Genomic DNA, 17,221 nt, shown 5'->3' with positions numbered 1-17,221 from the left:
GACCGCTGTTCCCAAGCCCCGCCAGAGCATTCTCGAAATCCAGGCCTATATGCCGGGCAAGAGCAAGGCGCCCGCGGGGGTGAAGCTGCACAAGCTGTCCAGCAACGAGACGCCGCTCGGCCCCAGCCCCCGCGCGATCGAGGCCTTCCGCGCCGCCGGCGCCAGCCTTGAACTCTACCCCGATGGCAGTGCCGAGAAGCTGCGCCAGGCCATTGCCGCCCGCTATGGCCTCGATGCCGGCCGCATCCTCTGCGGCGCCGGCTCGGACGAGCTGCTCTCGCTGCTCGCCTATGGCTATCTCAGCGCCGGCGACGAGGCGATCTATTCGGAATATGGCTTCCTGGTCTACCGCATCGCCACGCTGGCGGCCGGCGCCACGCCGGTCATCGCGAAGGAGAAGAACCACACGGCCGATGTCGATGCCATCCTCGCTTCGGTGACGCCGAGGACGCGCATGGTCTTCCTCGCCAATCCGAACAACCCGACGGGCACCTACCTGCCCTTCGACGAGGTGAAGCGGCTGCATGCCGGCCTGCGCGGCGATATCCTGCTCGTGCTCGACGCCGCCTATGCCGAATATGTCCGTCGGAACGATTATGCCTCCGGGCTGGAACTGGTCGCCACCAGCCAGAATGTCGTGATGACGCGGACCTTCTCGAAGATCCATGGCCTCGCCAACCTGCGTATCGGCTGGCTCTATGGCCCGCCGGCCATCATCGACGTGCTGAACCGCATCCGCGGCCCGTTCAACATGAACGGCCCGGCCATCGCGGCAGGCGTGGCCGCGATGGAAGACGCCGCCCACGAAGACAAGGCGGTGGCGCATAACAATCTCTGGCTCGAAAAAATGACGGCTGCGCTGGAAAGCCTTGGCCTTGAGGTCACGCCTTCCGTCGGGAATTTTGTGCTTGTCCATTTCCCGAAGGAAGCCGGCAAGGGCGCCGCCGATGCCGATGCGTACCTCACCGAGCGCGGCATCATCCTGCGCCGGATGGACGCCTATGGCATGCCCGGCGCCCTCCGCCTGACCATCGGAAACGAGGAATCAAACCGCGCCGTCGTGGCGGCCCTGGCCGGCTTCCTCGGCAAGGACGCGGCGAAAGCCCTGTCATGACGGCTGCCGTGACGAGCCTGCCCTTCGAGCGTGTCGGCATTGTCGGGCTCGGGCTGATCGGCTCCTCGATCGCCCGCGCCCTCCGCCAGTCGGACAGCGCGCGCACGATCGTGGCAATTGACCGTGACGCCGCGGTGCAGGCGCGCGTCACCGCACTCGGCATCGCCGATACCGTGACCGGCGATGCCGCCGCCGGCGTCGCGGGCTGCGATCTCGTCATCCTCTGCGTGCCGGTCCTCGCCAATGCGGCGATTGCCGAGCTGATCGGCCCGCATCTCGCGCCGGGCGCCATCGTCTCGGATGTCGGTTCGGTCAAGGGCGCCGTCGTGCGCGATATTGCCCCGCATCTCCCCGAAGGCGTGCATTTCGTGCCGGCTCATCCGGTCGCCGGGACGGAGCATTCCGGCCCGGATGCCGGCTTTGCGGAGCTCTTCGCCAATCGCTGGTCAATCCTCACCCCGCCGGCCGGCACCGATCCGGTGGCGATCGAGCGGGTTCGTGCGCTCTGGAGTGCTTTCGGCTCGAATGTCGAGATCATGACGCCCGAGCACCATGACCTCGTCCTCGCCATCACCTCGCATGTGCCGCATCTCATCGCCTACAACATCGTCGGCACGGCAGCGGATATGGAAGCCGTGACCGAGAGCGAGGTCATCAAGTTCTCGGCCGGCGGCTTCCGCGACTTCACCCGCATCGCCGCCTCCGACCCGACCATGTGGCGGGATGTGTTCCTCACCAACAAGGATGCGGTGCTGGAAATGCTCGGCCGGTTCAACGAGGATCTCGCCGCGCTCCAGCGCATGATCCGCTGGGGCGATGGCGAGGGGCTTCACGCGCTCTTTACCCGCACCCGGGCAATCCGGCGCGGCATCATCGCCTCCGGGCAGGAAACCGCAGCGCCGGATTTCGGCCGCCATGCCGGCCTTGCCGCCCCGAAGGAGCCTGCCGGCTGAGGCCGGCCATGGCTCAGTAGAGCGGCGCCAGTTCGGCGATCGGGAACGGGCCGAACCGCATCCGGCCGCGTTCGAGGCTGAGCGCGATCGGCATGCCCTGCCCGCCGCTCAGCCGGCCGAGCAGGCCGCCCATATCCACCCCGCCCCGCCGCGTCAGCGAGCCAAGCAACCCGTCGAGCCCGCGCGCGCGGCCCTGCAGGTTGCCTTCCGGCCGCCTTGCCTCGTCAAGGCCGATCTCGCCGGCAAGGTCGATCACGGCCGGGCCCTTGCTGGCTTTCAGCACGATCACCCGCGCTTTCTGCCCGCCGAGGCGCCAGGCCTCCAGCACGTCCTGGAAGCGGGCGCGCGGATCCGGCACAAGCCCCGGCGCGGTTGCCTGGAATTCCATCCGGATCGGATCCTTCGTGCCGGCGAGATGATCGAGCGGGGCAAAGGTCAGGTCCTGCACGAGGGCGACGAGATCGGTCCCGGCAACGTTGCCGGGCGAGCGGCGCATATGGAGGTCAATGCCTTTGGCCAGCGCGCGGATGTCGAGCTGCTGCGGCGCGCCGGCAGCGAGGGTCGGGCCGACAATCTCCACGGAGGCCTCGGTGATGCTCTCCGCCCCGGCCCGCAGGCTCGCCCGGGCCGAGGTCCAGCCGATCTCCATCATGCCGCTTTCGCCCTCGCGCGCGACGAAAGGCGCCCCCAGAATGGCGATGAAATGCCCGGGCGAAAGGATGCGGGCATGCAGGGAGAGCGAGCCGAGCCGGCCCTCGCGCCGGAGGCCATCCGGCTCGACAGTAACAAGCCGCGGCTCGACGCAGGAAATGACAATCCGGAACGGATAGCCGCCGATCGAGCGGTTCGGACAGACCCATTCGCGCCCGCGCTCACCCTCGCGCGCGATAAAGGCCTCTGCGATCGCTTCGGCGCGATTGGCGCTGAAGAACCAGATTCCGGTCCAGATCAGGCAAAGACTGGCCATGCCGATGAAGGGAAGGTAGAGACCCGCACGGAAACGCTTTGATTCCCCGGGCGGGACGATATGTTCGGCCATGTCTCGATCCTGTTCCGGTAAACCCGTCCTGCTGAACCGTCTGGGCTGGCCAGCCGGATCCACCGCCTGAAACCCGATATCGTGTCGCACGCAAATTCGTCAATCGCCACCGAGATCGCCGGGCAGGACCTCTGGGTCTTCGGCTACGGCTCGCTGATGTGGCGGCCCGGCTTCGCCCATGTGGAACGCATCCCGGCCTTGCTGCGCGGCGCCCATCGGGCGCTCTGCGTCTATTCGGTGCGCCATCGCGGCACGGTGGAAGCGCCCGGCCTCGTGCTCGGGCTTGACCATGGCGGCGCCTGCCAGGGCATCGCCTTCCGCGTGGCCGCATCCGAGGTCGAGGCCACCTATGCCTATCTGACCGAGCGCGAACAGCTCAACAAGGTCTATCGCGAGGTGTTCCGCCCGATCCGCCTGGTCGATGGCCGGCAGGTGAAGGCTCTCGCCTATCTGGTGGACCGGAAGCACCCGCAATATGCGCGCGGGCTTGACCATGCCCGCCTGCTCGAACTCGTCCTGCAGGGCCATGGCCTTTCCGGCTCATGCCGTGACTATGTGCTGAACACCCTCGCCTCGATCGAGGAACTGGGCATCCGCGATCACGCACTGGCTTGGCTGGGCGAAGCGTTGCGCTCCGACCCGCTGGTCGGGGTATAGCCGGCCTCCGCCAGCAGGCGGTTGGTATTGTCCTCGATCGTCGCCTTCAGCCGCTCGAAGAAAACCTCCGGCGGCAGTCCGGCCGGGATCGGATCGAGATATTCCACGATGATCCGGCGCGGATAGTGAAGAAGGGTGTTGCGGGGCCAGGCCAGGCCCGAAGTGAGCGCCACCGGCACGCAGGGCACGTTGAGCTGGGCATACATCCGCGCCACGCCGAACTTGTAATCCGGCGGCGCGCCGACTTTCGTCCGCGTCCCCTCGGGGAAGATCATGATTTGCGCGCCACGGTCCACCGCCTCGCGTGCATGGACCTGCATCTTCGCCAGGGCCTGCTGGCGCTGGCCGCGATCGATCGGGATCTGCTTTGCCTTGAGCAGGTGCCAGCCGAACAGCGGCAGGCGCAGCAACTCGCGCTTCAGGATGTAGGTCGCATGGGGCACATGCAGCAGGAGCGCCATGGTCTCCCAGGCACTGTGATGCTTGGCTGCCACAAGAAGCGGGCCGGCAGGGATTCGATCAAGGCCGCGAAACTCGAACCGCGCCCCGGTGGTGATGGCATGAAGCCAGATCGCACCGCGCGCCCAGCCGCGGGCCGTGGCCATGAGAAGGCCAGGCGGAAACGGCCAGGTGCCGATGGCCAGGATGAACCAGAACGCGCAATAGGGGTAGAAGAGCAGGTGGAACAGCACAGAGCGGAGGATGATCAGCGGCACGGTGAAACCCCGGATGGGAGGAAGGCGGCGGGCGCGAGTGATCTTCCTGCCCCATATGCCCGCCCTCCGGCAAGGGAGTCGCGTCACGACCGGCCGGGCAGCCCGACGAGGATGCGCACCCGCGCGGCGGTATACTTGACGAATTCGAGCACGAGGATGCGCGTCAGCACCGGCTCCTGCCACCAGCGATTGATGCGCGAGGCCTCCGGCACGACCGGATAGACCTGCAGCGCCACATGCGGCATGGCGCTCGCGAATTCGAGCTGCGCCCGTGGCACATGGTAGCTGGCAGTCACAAGGATCAGCGAGGAAAAGCTGTGCCGCTGAACCCAGTTCCGCGTCTCGATGGCATTGCCATAGGTGTTGCGCGCCCGGAAATCGAGATCGATGCAGCAGGCGAACAGGGCATCCCGGCCCGGCCATTGCCGCTTCAGCGTCTCGGCCCTGGTCTGTGCATTGACGCCGGATATGAACAGCCTTTCCCCGAGCCTTCTCTCGAGAAGGCCGAGCCCGTCGAGGATGCGATCGGCGCCGCCGGTCAGCACCACGATTCCCTCGGCCGGACTCAGGGCCACCGGCTCGCGCCGGTCGAGCCGCGCCGCGAAGAGGATCGTTCCGAAAACCAGGCAGGCCGCGCCGAGCAGCGCAAGGCGGAAGGTCCAGCGGGCCAGCCCGGCCAGCAGACGCCACCGCCCTCCCGGACCGGTGGCCATCAGTCCTGCCCCTCGAGCGTACGGTAGACCGTGACCCGCGAGACGATCGCCGTGACCGCCGAGACGATGAGCCCGATCAGCAGCACCGAGACATAGCCGCCCATCGGCAGGCTGAACCGGCCGAACAGGGCCTCCACCTGCTCCGCCCCCGGTGTCGAGGCGAAGCGCTCGGACGAAAGCGAGATGAAGAGGTAGAAGAACACCGCCAGCATCCCGCCGGCCAGCCCGCCCCGGAGGCCGAGCCGCAGGAAATGGCGCTGGAATTCGCGCGCGATATAGCGGTCCTCCGCCCCGACAAGATGCAGGACGTCGATGATATGTGCCGTGCCGGCCATGGCGCCGCGTGTGGCGAAGGCCACGGCGAGCCCTGTCGCCACCAGCACCAGCGCAAGGATGACGAGCCCGATCACCACGAGGGAATCCGCCATCAGCTTGAGCCGGCCAAGCCAGAGCCGGTGATCATCGAGCCCGGCATTCGGCACCCGCTCCGCCAAAGCGGCCTTGAGGGCCACGAAATCCGGTGCCGCCCCCGAAGCCAGCTTCAGCACGATCAGCCGCGGCACCGGCAGTTCCGACAGGTCGAGCCCGGCCCCGAGCCAGGGTTCGAGCAGCTTCTCGGCCTCGCTGCGGGCGAAGATCCGGACCGCCTCGATCCCGCGCGTGCGGCGGGCGATCTCGGCCGCCTCCTTGATATCGGCCTCGATATCGCGCCCGGGCAGCGGCCGGACCTGCACCGTCACCTCGCGCGACAGGTCGTTCGACCAGCCGCGCGAGGCATCGGCGATGAGATGGACGGCGCCGGCCGTGACCCCGGCAAGGAAGGTCATGATGACAATGACGAGCACCAGGGCCCGTCCGGCAATCGAGCGGGCCGGCAGCACGGGCGACAGCGCCTCGCCCCGCCCCGGCGCGCTGAACAGGGCGCCGGCCTGCCGGCGCAAAGCGTCCAGCGCCCGTCCGAAGCCCGGCCGCGGAGCCTCTCCTGCCTGGATATCCGGTTCGGCGCTCATCGCTCAATCATAGATGTGCAGGTGCCCCTCGGCGAGGACCATTCGCCGCGCATCCACCAGATCCATCAGCTGCAGGTCGTGCGTGGCGAGCACGATGGCGGTGCCGGTGCGGTTCAGTTCGATGAACAGGCGCAGCAGCCGGCGCGCCAGCGAGGGATCGACATTCCCGGTCGGCTCGTCGGCCAGGAGCATCTGCGGTTGCACGATCAGCGCCCGGGCAATCGCCGCGCGCTGCTTCTCCCCGCCCGACAGGATGACCGGCGGCACATGCATCCGGTCGCCGAGGCCAACCCATTTCAGGAGTTCGATCACCTCCGCCCGGTAGCTCGCCTCCTCGCGCCCCTGAACGACGAGCGGAAGCGCCACATTCTCGTAGGTCGTCAGATGGTCGAGCAGGCGGAAATCCTGGAAGACAATGCCGATCCGGCGCCGCAGCCGCGCGAGTTCCGCCTTGTCGATCGCATTGACGGCATTGCCGAACAGGGTCACCCGGCCGCGCGTCGGCTTCAGCGTCTGCAGGATCAGCTTCAGCAACGTCGTCTTGCCGGCGCCGGAAGGGCCCGTCAGGAACTGGAAGGAATGGGAGGGGATCGAGAAGGAGAGGTCGCGCAGGATTTCCGGCCCGATCCCGTAGCGCAGGCCGACATTCTCGAATCGCACAAGCTCCAGCGATTCGGAAGAATCCCCGGGATTTTGCGCCGGATTCGGCCCGGAATCGATGTTCTGGACCACGGTTTTACCTGCCCTTAACGCTCATCAGCGAGGAATAGCAGGGGGGAGCACATCCCGTGAACCCCCCAGTTCATGCGCGAGCCTCACAATCCCATGGCGTTGATCCGCTGTCCCCAATGCGACACCCTCCATGATCTGGAAGGCTCGTTCTTCGCCAAGGGCCCCCGCAAGGTCCGCTGTGCCGAATGCCGCATGGTCTGGGAAGCCACGGACCCGGATTCGCCGCAGAAGCGCACGATCATCCCGTCGCTTGACCTGAAGATCAATCCGCCGGAATTCCGCGCGGCCGCAGTAAAGGCCGAACCCGAAGCCGAAGATGCGCCGGCACTCGACCAGGCCGCGATCGACGCGATGGATTTTGGGCTTCCCGCCGAGAACCCGGCCGAGGAACGCGCGATCTCGCCCGAGGAACTTGAGGCACTTTTCGCCGAAGAAGCCAGCCCGGCCCCGCTTGCACGGAATACGGCGGACCCGATGTCCGCAGCCGCGAAAGAAGCGCCCGCCGGTTTCGACGAGCCGATCCGCGTGCCGGAAGAATTGGCGGAAAGACTGGCGCCTGCCGGAGCGGCAGAAGCCGGCCCGGAGGACGAACCCGATCGCCGGGCGAACCGTCGCAACCGCCGCCTTGCCGCAGCGGAGGCCCATCACCGCCATGAGGCGAAAGCCGGTCGGACCTCGATGACCGGCATCGTTCTGGCTGCAGGCATCGGCTCGCTGGCCATGCTCGGCATCCTCCGGCACGAGACCGTTCGCCTCTTCCCGCAGACGGCACCGCTCTTCGCTGCGATCGGCCTCGGCGTGAAACAGCACCTGCTCGATATCGACAATGTCCGCTCGCGCCTTTCGCGGGAGAACGGGCTCGAGACGCTGGAAGTCACCGGCACCATCGCCAACCTGTCGAAATCCGTGCAGAAGATCCCGGTCATGCGGCTCTCGATCCGCTCGACGAACGGCCAGGAAATCTACGTCTGGACCGCCACGGCCGACCAGCCCGAACTCGCGCCCGGCGAATCGACCACCTTCCGCCGGCGGCTGGCCAGCCCGCCCGCCGAATCGCATTCGGTGATGGTGCGTTTTGTCGCGAAAGACGATATCGTCGCCGCAATCCGCTGATCGCCGGCGGCACGCATTGTCATAACCGAGGTCTTCTTGTCCGCGACTCCCCTTCCTCCCGGCACCGTTCTGGCCGGTGACGACGACCATATGATCCATGTCCTGTTCGACGAGGCCGCCATCAGCCAGCGGATCGAGGCCCTTGCCGCCGAGATCCGCGATGCCGAGCCCCGCGAATTGCTGGTCATCGCCATCCTGCGCGGCTCCTTCATCTTCGCGGCCGATCTCGTCCGCGCGCTGCATCGCGTCGGCATGGCACCGAGCGTGGAATTCATGCAGCTCGCCAGCTACCATTCCGGCATGGCCTCGTCGGGCCAGGTCACGATCATCAAGGATATCGACAACCAGGTCACCGACCGTGACGTGCTGCTGATCGACGATATCCTCGAATCCGGCCGGACCCTCGCCTTCGCCAAGGACCTCCTGTCGGCGCGCGGCGCCCGCCGTGTCATGGCGGCGGTGCTGATCGAGAAGCCCGTTCCGCGCGCCGTGCAGTTCACGGCCGATTTCGTGGGGTTCCAGGCGCCGGACAAGTTCCTGGTCGGCTATGGCATGGACGTGGCCCACAAGTTCCGCGAATTGCCGTTTGTCGGCATGGTCGAGCCCCGCAACTGACCGGAGGAGATGCCATGGCCCGGATCCTGCTGGTCGATGATGAACCCTCCGTGCGGGCGCCGCTTGTGCGCGCGCTGCAACTTGACGGGCATCACGTGGCCGAAGCCACCGATGGCGCGGATGCCCTCGACAAGCTCGCGCATGCGGATATCGGCTTCGACCTGATGATCTCGGATATCCGGATGCCGGTGATGGACGGCATCGCCCTCACGCTCAGCGTCGCGGCCGAGCGCCCCGGTTTTCCCGTCGTGCTGATGACCGGCTATGCCGAGCAGCGCGAGCGCGCCCGGGAGCTGGAAGGGCTGGTCGAGGATGTGCTGACCAAGCCTTTCCCGCTGGCAGAGTTCCGCGCCGCCATTCGCACCGTGCTGGAACGACGCGGCCTCGGCGGCTGATCACGCGCCCGGGTTGAGGATCACGATGGCCGCATTCAGCGCGGCCGCGAAGGCTACCCAGGCGAGATAGGGATAGAGCGCGAAGGCGGCGGCCCGGTCGAGCGGCTTGAAAACGCGGATTGTCACGGCGATCGACACGAAGAGCAGGCTGACCGCCACCAGCCCGAGAACCGGCGAGCGCTGGCCGAAAAACGCCCAGGACCAGCCGACATTGAAGACGAGCTGGATAAGGAAGGCAGCGATCGCCTTGCCCTTCGCCCCCTGTTCCGGCAACGCGCGGAGGATGCGCCAGAAAGCCATGGCCATCAGCGCGAACAGGAACGTCCAGGCGATCGGGAAAGCGAGGTTCGGCGGCGTGAAGAACGGCTTCACCAGCTGCGGATACCAGCTGATCAGCGCCCCGGCCGTGAGGTAGGAGCCGAGCATGCTCGCCATGACCGGCGGAACAAGCGCCACCGGCAGCAGCAGGGCAGAGCGGGCACTCAGCGCCGGATGGAGATGCGGATCACGCATGATGGACCTTTCGCGGGTGGGATGCCTTGCGGCTTTACCTTACCGGCGCGTGGCAAGGAAGACACCAAACGCCGCAATGGCCATGAACACTCCCTGCATGGGCGTCAGCGTCTCGCCGAACATCGCATAGGCCTGCAGCGCTGCTGTCGGCGGGATGAGATAGATCAGCGCCGCCACACGGCTGACCGCGCCCCGCCGGATCATCAGCAGCATCAGCCCGATCGCGCCGATCGAGAGCACGACGACCGACCAGGCCATCGCCGCCCAGGTTTCGAGGCGCATCTCGAACCGCATCGGTTCAAGCAGGATCGCGAATGGCAGGACGGCGAGGCAGGCGCCGATATATTGCAACACCGTGGTGGTGCGCAGGTCGCCCGAGGCCACGAAATGCTTCTGGTAGTAGGTGCCGGCGGTCACCGCGAACATGGAACCGACATTGATCGCCACGGCGAGACCGAGCCCGGAAAGGCCGGCCACCGAGACCCCGCCAAGCTTGGGCGCGATCACACCCAGCACGCCGGCAAACCCGATCACGATGCCAGCGAGGTTGATCGGCAACAGCTTCTCGCCCATCGTCCGGGCGAGGGCAGCTGTCAGCAGCGGCTGGACCGCTGCAATCAGCGCCGAGACACCCGCCGGCAGGCCCTGGCTGATCGCCCACCACACGCCGCCGAGATAGATGGCATGCAGCAGCACGCCGCTGATGGCGGCATGGATCCGGGTCCGCCGGTCCGGGGGCCAGGGCGCGCCGGTCGCCCAGGCGAGCAGCGCGATGACGGCCGCCGCCAGCGCGAAGCGGATCGCAAGGAAGGTCAGCGGATCGGCATAGGGTGCGGCGTATTTCGCGACGATCCAGCCGGTTGACCAGATCACGACGAAAAGCGCCGGTGCGAGCACCAGGAGGAACATGGGCATTCCGGGCTGGCCCTGGGCCAGACGAGAGAGGACGCGAGTTGCGCCCTCTCTAATTTAGTTGGCCCCGGAAGACCATGCCTCTCCGTGCAGATCGGATTCGCATCAGTTGAGGCGAACCCCTTTCGGCGGCGGTTCGACCGTGCCGAGCAGCGAATCGCCGATCACCAGCCCGGCCGGGCTGGCGGTGACGGAGACCTGCTCGCCATCGCGGATCGAGCCCGCCAGCAGCAGCCGCGCCAGCGGATCCTGCAGGCTCTTCTGGATGACCCGCTTGAGCGGCCGCGCCCCGTAGGCCGGGTCATAGCCCTTTTCGGCCAGCCATTCGCGCGCCTCGGGCGCCAGCGTGATCTCGATCTTCCGTTCGTCCAGAAGCTTGCGCAGCCGGGCGAGCTGGATATCGACGATGGCGGCCATATCCGCGCGCTTGAGGCGCTCGAACAGCACGATCTCGTCGATCCGGTTGAGGAATTCCGGCCGGAAATGCGCGCGCACCATGGCCATCACATCCGCCCTGGCCTCCTCGACGTCCTGATCCTCGCCGAGGCTGACCAGGAACTCCGCGCCAAGATTGGATGTCATGATGATGAGCGTGTTGCGGAAATCGACCGTCCGTCCCTGCCCGTCGGTCAGCCGGCCATCATCGAGCACCTGCAACAGCACGTTGAACACATCCGCATGCGCCTTCTCGACCTCGTCGAACAGCACGACCTGGTAGGGCCGGCGCCGCACCGCCTCGGTCAGCACGCCGCCTTCCTCGTAGCCGACATAGCCCGGAGGTGCGCCGATCAGCCGGGCCACCGAATGCTTTTCCATGAATTCGCTCATGTCGATCCGCACCAGAGCCTGGTCATCGTCGAACAGGAACGCAGCAAGCGCCTTGGTCAGCTCGGTCTTGCCCACGCCGGTCGGGCCGAGGAACATGAACGAGCCGATGGGCCGGTTCGGGTCCTGCAGCCCGGCCCGCGCCCGGCGGACCGCCGTCGAGACGGCTTCCACCGCCTCCGCCTGCCCGACGACGCGGCGGCCGAGTTCCACCTCCATGCGCAGGAGCTTGTCCTTCTCGCCCTCCAGCATCCGGTCAACGGGAATACCCGTCCAGCGAGAGACAACCTGCGCCACCATGTCCGGCGTCACCTGCTCGGCCACGAGCGCGCCCTGCTGCTGCGCGCCAGCCGCTTCGATCGCGGCAAGCTTCTTCTCCAGCGCCGGGATAATCCCATAGGCCAGCTCGCCTGCCCGCTGGAACTCGCCCTGCCGTTGCGCCTGGTCGAGGCTGATCCGGGCCTGTTCAAGTTCGCTCTTCAGGCGCTGTGCCTCGCCGAGCTTGTCCTTCTCGGCTTTCCAGGCCGTGGTCAGCGCCGTGGATTGTTCCTCGAGATCGGCCAGTTCCTGCTCGAGCTTGCCCAGCCGGTCCTTCGAGGCCGCATCGGTCTCACGGCGCAGGGCTTCCTGCTCGATCCTCAGGCGGATGATCTCGCGGTCGATCGAATCCAGCTCCTCGGGCTTCGAATCCACCTGCATGCGCAGCCGGGCCGAGGCCTCGTCGACAAGGTCGATGGCCTTGTCCGGCAGGAACCGGTCGGTGATGTAGCGGTTCGACAGGGTCGCCGCCGCCACCAAGGCCGAATCAGTGATCCGGACGCCGTGATGCAGCTCGTATTTTTCCTTCAGCCCGCGCAGGATCGAGATCGCATCCTCGACGGTCGGCTCGGAGACGAAGACCGGCTGGAAGCGCCGGGCGAGGGCCGCATCCTTCTCGACATGCTTGCGGTATTCGTCGAGCGTCGTCGCGCCGACGCAATGCAGCTCGCCGCGCGCCAGGGCCGGCTTGAGGAGGTTCGAGGCATCCATCGCCCCGTCCGCCTTGCCGGCGCCGACCAGCGTATGCATCTCGTCGATGAAGAGGATGACGCCGCCATCGGCCGCCTGCACTTCCTGCAGCACGCCCTTCAGCCGTTCCTCGAACTCGCCGCGATATTTCGCCCCGGCGATCAGCGAGCCCATATCGAGCGCCATCAGCGCCTTGTCCTTGAGGCTCTCCGGCACGTCACCATTGACGATGCGCAGGGCGAGGCCCTCGACAATCGCCGTCTTGCCGACGCCCGGCTCGCCGATCAGCACCGGGTTATTCTTGGTCCGCCGCGACAGCACCTGGATCGTCCGGCGGATTTCCTCGTCACGGCCGATCACCGGGTCGAGCTTGCCCTCGCGGGCCGCCTCGGTGAGGTCTCGCGCGAATTTCTTCAGGGAATCATACGCATTCTCGGCTGTCGCCGTATCGGCGGTCCGGCCCTTGCGGATCGCCTCGATGGCCGTGTTCAGCCCCTGCGGCGTCACACCGCCCGCCGCCAGCGCCTTGCCGGCCGGGTTGTCCTTCTCGATCGCCAGCGCAAGCAGCAGCCGCTCGACCGTGACATAGCTGTCCTTGGCCTTCTCCGCCGCCTTTTCGGCAGCCTCGAACACGCGCGCCAGTTGCGGCGTGAGATAGAGGCCGGAGCCACCCTCGACCTTCGGCATCTTGGCGAGCGCCGCCTCGACGGCGCGCCGCACCTCGGCCGAACGGCCGCCGGCGCGATCGATCAGCCCGGCCGCTGCGCCCTGCTCGTCATCAAGCAAAGCCTTCAGAAGATGCTCGGGCGCGAATTGCTGATGGCCCTCGCGGAGGGCGATGGTCTGGGCTGCCTGCAGGAATCCGCGGGCCCGCTCGGTGTATTTCTCGGTATTCATGGCTCTTCCCTGACATGAGGCGAAGGGGCAGACCGGGCAGGCCCGGTTATGGTTCGGCCCCACTTTGTGGCGACCTTGACGGGAATGTAGGTGTTGCCCTAGCGCAACAAAAGGGGGCAGATCAAAGAACGCGCCCGAAGGAGATGTGAAAATGCGGATCGCCGCCCTCTATCGCCATCCGGTCAAGGGGCTCAGCCCGGAATTGCTCGACGAGACGGTGCTGGAAACCGACGCTCATTTCCCGGAAGACCGGATCCTCGCGCTGGAAAACGGGCCCTCGGGCTTTGACCCGGCGGCAGCTGAACACCTGCCGAAGATGCGCTTCCTGATGCTGATGCGGCAGGAACGGCTGGCCCGGCTGGAAACGCGCTTTGATTCGGCCAGCCGCCGGCTGACGATCCGGCAGGGCGGATCCGTCGTGGCGGATGGCGGCGTCGACAGCCCCGAAGGCCGCGCCGCGATCGAGCGCTTCTTCGAGACCTTCTGCGCCGAGGAACGGCGGGGACCGATCCGGCTGCTGGTGGCGCCGCCGGGTTTCCGCTTCATGGATTCGCGCTCGGGCTATGTCTCGATTCTCAACGCGGCGACGATCGCGGAAATCGGCACGGCGCTCGGCCGTGATTCGCTCGATCCCCGCCGCTTCCGCGGCAATATCCTGCTGGAAGGCCTGCCCGCTTTCGCCGAGAATGACTGGGCCGGCCGAACGCTGAGGGTCGGAACAGCGGAACTGGACATCCTCAAGCGGATCGATCGCTGCGCCGCGACCGATGTCGATCCGCGCCTCGGCCGGCGCGACGCGCGCATCGTCGAGACGCTGGAGCGCCTTTACGGCCATCATGATTGCGGCGTCTATGCGCGCATCCGGACGGGCGGAACGCTCCGCCCGGGCGATGCGGCAATGCTTGTCGATCAGCCCTGATCGACGCCCGGCGTATCCGGCTCGAAAGCCTCCTCGCCACCCTCACGCGCGCCGCGGGGGCGCCGGCGGCGACGGGCCCGGAACGTGCCCCGCATTTCGTCGCTACCACCTTCGCCCTCGACTGACGGCGCCGCTTCGCTTTCGGGTGCATCGATCGGGATGGTCCGCGTCGGCGCGGTCAGGAAGGCCGGGAGGACCGGCTGTTCCGCACCTTCAAGATCGGCCTGCGGCCGGCGCGGGCGATTAGGGTCGAACCGCTCGCGGTTACGGTCCCTGTCGCGGTCGCGATCGCCGCCCTGACGGAACGGGCGATCCTGGTTCCGGTCTTGACGGGGATTGCGGAACTGGCGGTCATTGCGGTTGTTCTGGCGCGGCTCGCCCTGGCCCTGCGGGGCATCGTCGCCCTCGCCTGGATCCATTCCCTCGCCGCCCTCGCCGGGGCCGCGCTCCTGGCCGAAGCCGGGCTGGCCGCCCTGCTGCGGGTTGGTCTGCTGGATCGAGCGGAAGGTGAAGCGGTCCGACGCCGTGTCGAAATCATCATCATCATCGTCGCGGTCATCCGCCGTGCCATTCTGCAGGGCCTGCTGGGCCTGATGGGCGGCTGCGATGATGCGGTAATAATGCTCGGCATGCTGGAGATAGTTCTCCGCCATGACCGGGTCTCCCGAGACATGCGCATCGCGGGCAAGCTGGGTGTATTTCTCGGTGATGTGCTGCGCGGTGCCGCGCACTTTCACATCCGGCCCGTTCGATTCATACGAACGCGTCAACGGGTTGGGGCCACGCCGATTGCGGCCGCGCATGCGCTTGTTCTGTCCTGGTCTCATGAGTGTCTCAGCTGCAAAACCGGATTAATCCGGTGCTCCCCCGGCCCAAATGGGGCCATGCCCCGTGCCACCGGCAAGAAACGACGCTCGCACCGTTTCGCCGGAATTGCGATCCCGCCTCAAGATCCCTGCCTTGGCAGGTCCGGATGTCGGAAAGAATGGCTCTCTGTTCGACCCGCGCGCTCAAAGGGTCGGAACAACCTCGCGCAACTCATCGCTTTCCTTCCCCTTAGCGCGCAGGGGCCTGCAACGCAAGCGCTACAAGGATGACGGCGGCTTCAATCGCGTTCTTTTTCGCGGTCAGGCTGTCGGCCGGCAACCACCCGGGCGATTCCCGCAAGGTCCGCTTGCAGCGATACCGCGAGGAAGCCGGCATGGCGCATCCCTTCCGCGACGGCCGGCGCCTGCCCTGCCCCGACCTCGACGGCCAGCAGCCCGCCCGGCAGCAGCCGGGCCGGGGCATCCGCCAGGATCCGCCGGTAGAAATCCAGCCCGTCCGCGCCGCCATCCAGCGCCAGCACCGGGTCATGCCGCCGGACTTCCGGGTCGAGCCCGGCGAGATCACCGGTGGGGATGTAGGGCGGGTTGGAGACGATGATGTGGAACATCCCGTCCAGCCCCGTCAGGAGATCGCCGGTGCGGAACTCGGCCCGACCGTCAAGGCCGAGGGTCGTGGCGTTGATTCGGGCGGCAGCAACAGCCTCCGCAGCGATGTCGATGCCGAGGCCCGTGGCCTGCGGCAAATGGCTGAGCAGGGCCAGCAGGATGGCGCCCGTCCCCGTACCAAGATCGAGCAGGCGGAGCGACTCGCCGCGCCGACCCTCGGCATCCAGCCAGGCCAGCACGGCATCGACCAGCGTCTCGGTATCGCCGCGCGGATCCAGAGTCGCCGCGTTCAGGCGGAATTCCAGCCCGTAGAATTCGCGCCGGCCGAGAATGCGGGACAGCGGCATCCGGTCGAGCCGCGCGGCGAGAAACCGGGCGATCGCAGCACCCGCTTCGCCGACCGGCATGTCCGGCCGGGCGAGCAAGGTCGCGAGGCCGACGCCGGTCGCCGCCGCGAGCAACAGGCGCGCCTCGCGCCGGGGCTCGTCGATCCCCGCTTCGGCCAGCTGCGCCTCGATCCGCGCCTGTGCCGCCGCCAGCGACAACCCGGGCGGGAAATCGCCGCTCATTCATCCTCGCCGGCGAGGAGCCGCGCCTGATGGTCGGTGATCAGGGCTGCGATCAATTCATCCAGCGCACCGCCCTCGATCACCGCCTCAAGCTTGTACAAGGTCAGGTTGATACGATGATCCGTCACGCGCCCTTGCGGGAAATTGTAGGTCCGGATCCGCTCCGACCGGTCGCCCGAACCCAGCTGCGCCTTGCGATCGGCGGCCCGGAGGGAATCCAGCCGCTGCCGCTCGAGGTCGAACAGCCGTGTACGCAGGATCGACATGGCCCGCGCCCGGTTCTTGTGCTGCGAGCGCTCGTCCTGCACCACGACGACCACACCGCTCGGGATATGGGTGATGCGCACAGCCGATTCGGTCTTGTTGACATGCTGGCCGCCCGCGCCGCCAGCGCGCATCGTATCGATGCGCAGATCGGCTTCGTTGATCGACACATCGACCTCTTCGGCCAGCGGCAGAACGGCGACGGTGGCGGCAGAGGTATGGATGCGGCCCGAAGCCTCGGTATTCGGCACGCGCTGGACCCGATGCACGCCGGATTCGAATTTCAGCCGCGCATAGGCGCCCTCGCCATGGATCTCCGCGATGACTTCCTTGTAGCCGCCAGCCGTTCCCTCGCTCTCGGAGGAAATCTCCACCTTCCAGCCGCGCAATTCGGCATAGCGCGCATACATCCGGAAGAGATCCCCCGCAAAGAGCGCGGCCTCGTCGCCCCCGGTGCCGGCCCGGACTTCCAGGATGACGCTCTTGTCATCGGCCATATCGCGGGGGAGCAATGCGACGCGGATATCCTGCGCCAGCCGGTCGCGCTTCTCCTCGAGATCCGCCTTTTCCTGTTGCGCCAGCGCGCGCATCTCCTCGTCGAGACTGCCATCCTCCAGGATCACGCGGGCATCGGCGAGCTCCTGCACGATCCGGCGATAGGCGCCGATCGCCTCGACCACGGGGCCGAGCTGCGCGGCCTCGCGGCTGAGCGCGATGATTTCCGCCGGCCCGGCCGCTGATTCCAGATCGCGCTGGACCTGGCCATGCCGCGACAGAATCGCGTCGAGCTTGTCCTCGGGAAGGATGATCTCGGCCATGTCGGG

Annotated in this window: 18 protein-coding genes; 7 read left to right on the top strand and 11 right to left on the bottom strand. The window is 67.1% G+C overall.

All coding sequences use genetic code 11. The features are described 5' to 3' along the window. Positions 1 to 49 precede the first annotated feature (49 nt). Together P0652_RS04480 and P0652_RS04475 are read left to right on the top strand one after the other, a co-directional pair. Entirely contained in the window at positions 50 to 1,114 is a 1,065-nt protein-coding gene (locus tag P0652_RS04480; protein WP_284178010.1) for a pyridoxal phosphate-dependent aminotransferase, read from the top strand. After that, a complete protein-coding gene (locus P0652_RS04475) occupies positions 1,111 to 2,067 on the top strand; it encodes a prephenate/arogenate dehydrogenase family protein (protein WP_284177569.1) in 957 nt (318 codons plus the stop codon). Before P0652_RS04480 ends, P0652_RS04475 begins: the two co-directional genes overlap by 4 nt. 13 nt (positions 2,068 to 2,080) lie before the next feature. Here P0652_RS04475 and P0652_RS04470 read toward each other — a convergent pair whose 3' ends face one another. Beyond that, positions 2,081 to 3,106, bottom strand: a complete 1,026-nt coding sequence (locus P0652_RS04470) for a DUF2125 domain-containing protein (RefSeq protein WP_284177568.1) — start codon at positions 3,104 to 3,106, stop codon at positions 2,081 to 2,083. Positions 3,107 to 3,187: 81 nt separating this feature from the next. On the opposite strand from P0652_RS04470, the gene P0652_RS04465 reads away from it, so the two are divergent. Next, positions 3,188 to 3,763: a gamma-glutamylcyclotransferase gene (locus P0652_RS04465; RefSeq protein WP_284177567.1), complete on the top strand. Its 576-nt coding sequence runs from the start codon at positions 3,188 to 3,190 to the stop codon at positions 3,761 to 3,763. On the opposite strand, the gene P0652_RS04460 is transcribed toward P0652_RS04465, so the two are convergent. From P0652_RS04460 to ftsE, 4 genes are all read right to left on the bottom strand, one after another. Then, positions 3,706 to 4,479: a lysophospholipid acyltransferase family protein gene (locus P0652_RS04460; RefSeq protein WP_284177566.1), complete on the bottom strand. Its 774-nt coding sequence runs from the start codon at positions 4,477 to 4,479 to the stop codon at positions 3,706 to 3,708. The two genes, P0652_RS04465 and P0652_RS04460, sit on opposite strands and share 58 nt — an antisense overlap. Before the next feature lie 83 nt (positions 4,480 to 4,562). Then, positions 4,563 to 5,192, bottom strand: coding sequence for a YdcF family protein (locus tag P0652_RS04455; RefSeq protein ID WP_284177565.1), 630 nt, complete (start codon positions 5,190 to 5,192; stop codon positions 4,563 to 4,565). After that, on the bottom strand, positions 5,192 to 6,202 hold the full coding sequence (locus P0652_RS04450) for a cell division protein FtsX (protein ID WP_284177564.1): 1,011 nt from the start codon (positions 6,200 to 6,202) through the stop codon (positions 5,192 to 5,194). The genes P0652_RS04455 and P0652_RS04450 overlap by 1 nt, the downstream gene beginning before the upstream one ends. A gap of 3 nt (positions 6,203 to 6,205) precedes the next feature. Continuing rightward, on the bottom strand, positions 6,206 to 6,871 hold the full coding sequence (ftsE, locus tag P0652_RS04445) for a cell division ATP-binding protein FtsE (RefSeq protein ID WP_284178009.1): 666 nt from the start codon (positions 6,869 to 6,871) through the stop codon (positions 6,206 to 6,208). A gap of 156 nt (positions 6,872 to 7,027) precedes the next feature. On the opposite strand from ftsE, the gene P0652_RS04440 reads away from it, so the two are divergent. From P0652_RS04440 to P0652_RS04430, 3 genes are all read left to right on the top strand, one after another. After that, complete coding sequence (locus P0652_RS04440) at positions 7,028 to 8,047, top strand: hypothetical protein (protein WP_284177563.1); 1,020 nt, start codon at positions 7,028 to 7,030, stop codon at positions 8,045 to 8,047. 90 nt (positions 8,048 to 8,137) lie between these two features. Next, entirely contained in the window at positions 8,138 to 8,662 is a 525-nt protein-coding gene (gene hpt / locus P0652_RS04435) for a hypoxanthine phosphoribosyltransferase (RefSeq protein ID WP_284178008.1), read from the top strand. Between the two features lie 14 nt (positions 8,663 to 8,676). Continuing rightward, positions 8,677 to 9,057 carry a response regulator gene (locus P0652_RS04430; RefSeq protein WP_284177562.1) on the top strand — a complete coding sequence of 127 codons (381 nt, stop codon included), beginning with the start codon at positions 8,677 to 8,679 and terminating at the stop codon, positions 9,055 to 9,057. Here the strand turns inward: P0652_RS04430 and P0652_RS04425 are convergent, their stop codons facing one another. The 3 genes from P0652_RS04425 to clpB form a co-directional block, all read right to left on the bottom strand. After that, positions 9,058 to 9,570 carry a TspO/MBR family protein gene (locus P0652_RS04425; protein ID WP_284177561.1) on the bottom strand — a complete coding sequence of 171 codons (513 nt, stop codon included), beginning with the start codon at positions 9,568 to 9,570 and terminating at the stop codon, positions 9,058 to 9,060. It lies immediately after the preceding gene. A gap of 39 nt (positions 9,571 to 9,609) precedes the next feature. Further along, on the bottom strand, positions 9,610 to 10,479 hold the full coding sequence (locus P0652_RS04420; protein ID WP_284177560.1) for a DMT family transporter: 870 nt from the start codon (positions 10,477 to 10,479) through the stop codon (positions 9,610 to 9,612). A 108-nt stretch (positions 10,480 to 10,587) separates the two neighbouring features. After that, positions 10,588 to 13,212, bottom strand: coding sequence for an ATP-dependent chaperone ClpB (clpB, locus tag P0652_RS04415; protein WP_284177559.1), 2,625 nt, complete (start codon positions 13,210 to 13,212; stop codon positions 10,588 to 10,590). Between the two features lie 151 nt (positions 13,213 to 13,363). Here clpB and P0652_RS04410 point away from each other — a divergent pair, with 151 nt between their 5' ends. Continuing rightward, positions 13,364 to 14,131 carry an MOSC domain-containing protein gene (locus tag P0652_RS04410; RefSeq protein ID WP_284177558.1) on the top strand — a complete coding sequence of 256 codons (768 nt, stop codon included), beginning with the start codon at positions 13,364 to 13,366 and terminating at the stop codon, positions 14,129 to 14,131. On the opposite strand, the gene P0652_RS04405 is transcribed toward P0652_RS04410, so the two are convergent. The 3 genes from P0652_RS04405 to prfA form a co-directional block, all read right to left on the bottom strand. Continuing rightward, positions 14,122 to 14,934: a DUF4167 domain-containing protein gene (locus P0652_RS04405; protein ID WP_284177557.1), complete on the bottom strand. Its 813-nt coding sequence runs from the start codon at positions 14,932 to 14,934 to the stop codon at positions 14,122 to 14,124. The genes P0652_RS04410 and P0652_RS04405 overlap by 10 nt on opposite strands. A 302-nt stretch (positions 14,935 to 15,236) precedes the next feature. Beyond that, complete coding sequence (prmC, locus tag P0652_RS04400; RefSeq protein WP_284177556.1) at positions 15,237 to 16,133, bottom strand: peptide chain release factor N(5)-glutamine methyltransferase; 897 nt, start codon at positions 16,131 to 16,133, stop codon at positions 15,237 to 15,239. Continuing rightward, positions 16,130 to 17,215, bottom strand: coding sequence for a peptide chain release factor 1 (prfA, locus tag P0652_RS04395; RefSeq protein ID WP_284177555.1), 1,086 nt, complete (start codon positions 17,213 to 17,215; stop codon positions 16,130 to 16,132). The genes prmC and prfA overlap by 4 nt, the downstream gene beginning before the upstream one ends. Positions 17,216 to 17,221 lie beyond the last annotated feature (6 nt).

It is taken from the genome of Rhabdaerophilum sp. SD176 (assembly GCF_030143245.1).
Classification (GTDB): domain Bacteria; phylum Pseudomonadota; class Alphaproteobacteria; order Rhizobiales; family Beijerinckiaceae; genus Rhabdaerophilum.
The sequence above is the reverse complement of the archived record's forward strand: the minus strand, read 5'-3'. Positions and strand labels throughout refer to the sequence as shown.

Bases quoted from the DNA above. Each gene is read 5' to 3' on its own strand.
- clpB (WP_284177559.1), bottom strand. From the start codon at position 13,212: ATGAATACCGAGAAATACACCGAGCGGGCCCGCGGATTCCTGCAGGCA.
- P0652_RS04430 (WP_284177562.1), top strand. From the start codon at position 8,677: ATGGCCCGGATCCTGCTGGTCGATGATGAACCCTCCGTGCGGGCGCCG.
- P0652_RS04470 (WP_284177568.1), bottom strand. From the start codon at position 3,106: ATGGCCGAACATATCGTCCCGCCCGGGGAATCAAAGCGTTTCCGTGCG.
- P0652_RS04475 (WP_284177569.1), top strand. From the start codon at position 1,111: ATGACGGCTGCCGTGACGAGCCTGCCCTTCGAGCGTGTCGGCATTGTC.
- P0652_RS04405 (WP_284177557.1), bottom strand. From the start codon at position 14,934: ATGCGCGGCCGCAATCGGCGTGGCCCCAACCCGTTGACGCGTTCGTAT.
- P0652_RS04420 (WP_284177560.1), bottom strand. From the start codon at position 10,479: ATGTTCCTCCTGGTGCTCGCACCGGCGCTTTTCGTCGTGATCTGGTCA.
- P0652_RS04425 (WP_284177561.1), bottom strand. From the start codon at position 9,570: ATGCGTGATCCGCATCTCCATCCGGCGCTGAGTGCCCGCTCTGCCCTG.
- P0652_RS04410 (WP_284177558.1), top strand. From the start codon at position 13,364: ATGCGGATCGCCGCCCTCTATCGCCATCCGGTCAAGGGGCTCAGCCCG.
- prmC (WP_284177556.1), bottom strand. From the start codon at position 16,133: ATGAGCGGCGATTTCCCGCCCGGGTTGTCGCTGGCGGCGGCACAGGCG.
- P0652_RS04455 (WP_284177565.1), bottom strand. From the start codon at position 5,192: ATGGCCACCGGTCCGGGAGGGCGGTGGCGTCTGCTGGCCGGGCTGGCC.
- P0652_RS04480 (WP_284178010.1), top strand. From the start codon at position 50: ATGCCGGGCAAGAGCAAGGCGCCCGCGGGGGTGAAGCTGCACAAGCTG.
- P0652_RS04450 (WP_284177564.1), bottom strand. From the start codon at position 6,202: ATGAGCGCCGAACCGGATATCCAGGCAGGAGAGGCTCCGCGGCCGGGC.
- P0652_RS04440 (WP_284177563.1), top strand. From the start codon at position 7,028: ATGGCGTTGATCCGCTGTCCCCAATGCGACACCCTCCATGATCTGGAA.
- prfA (WP_284177555.1), bottom strand. From the start codon at position 17,215: ATGGCCGAGATCATCCTTCCCGAGGACAAGCTCGACGCGATTCTGTCG.
- hpt (WP_284178008.1), top strand. From the start codon at position 8,138: ATGATCCATGTCCTGTTCGACGAGGCCGCCATCAGCCAGCGGATCGAG.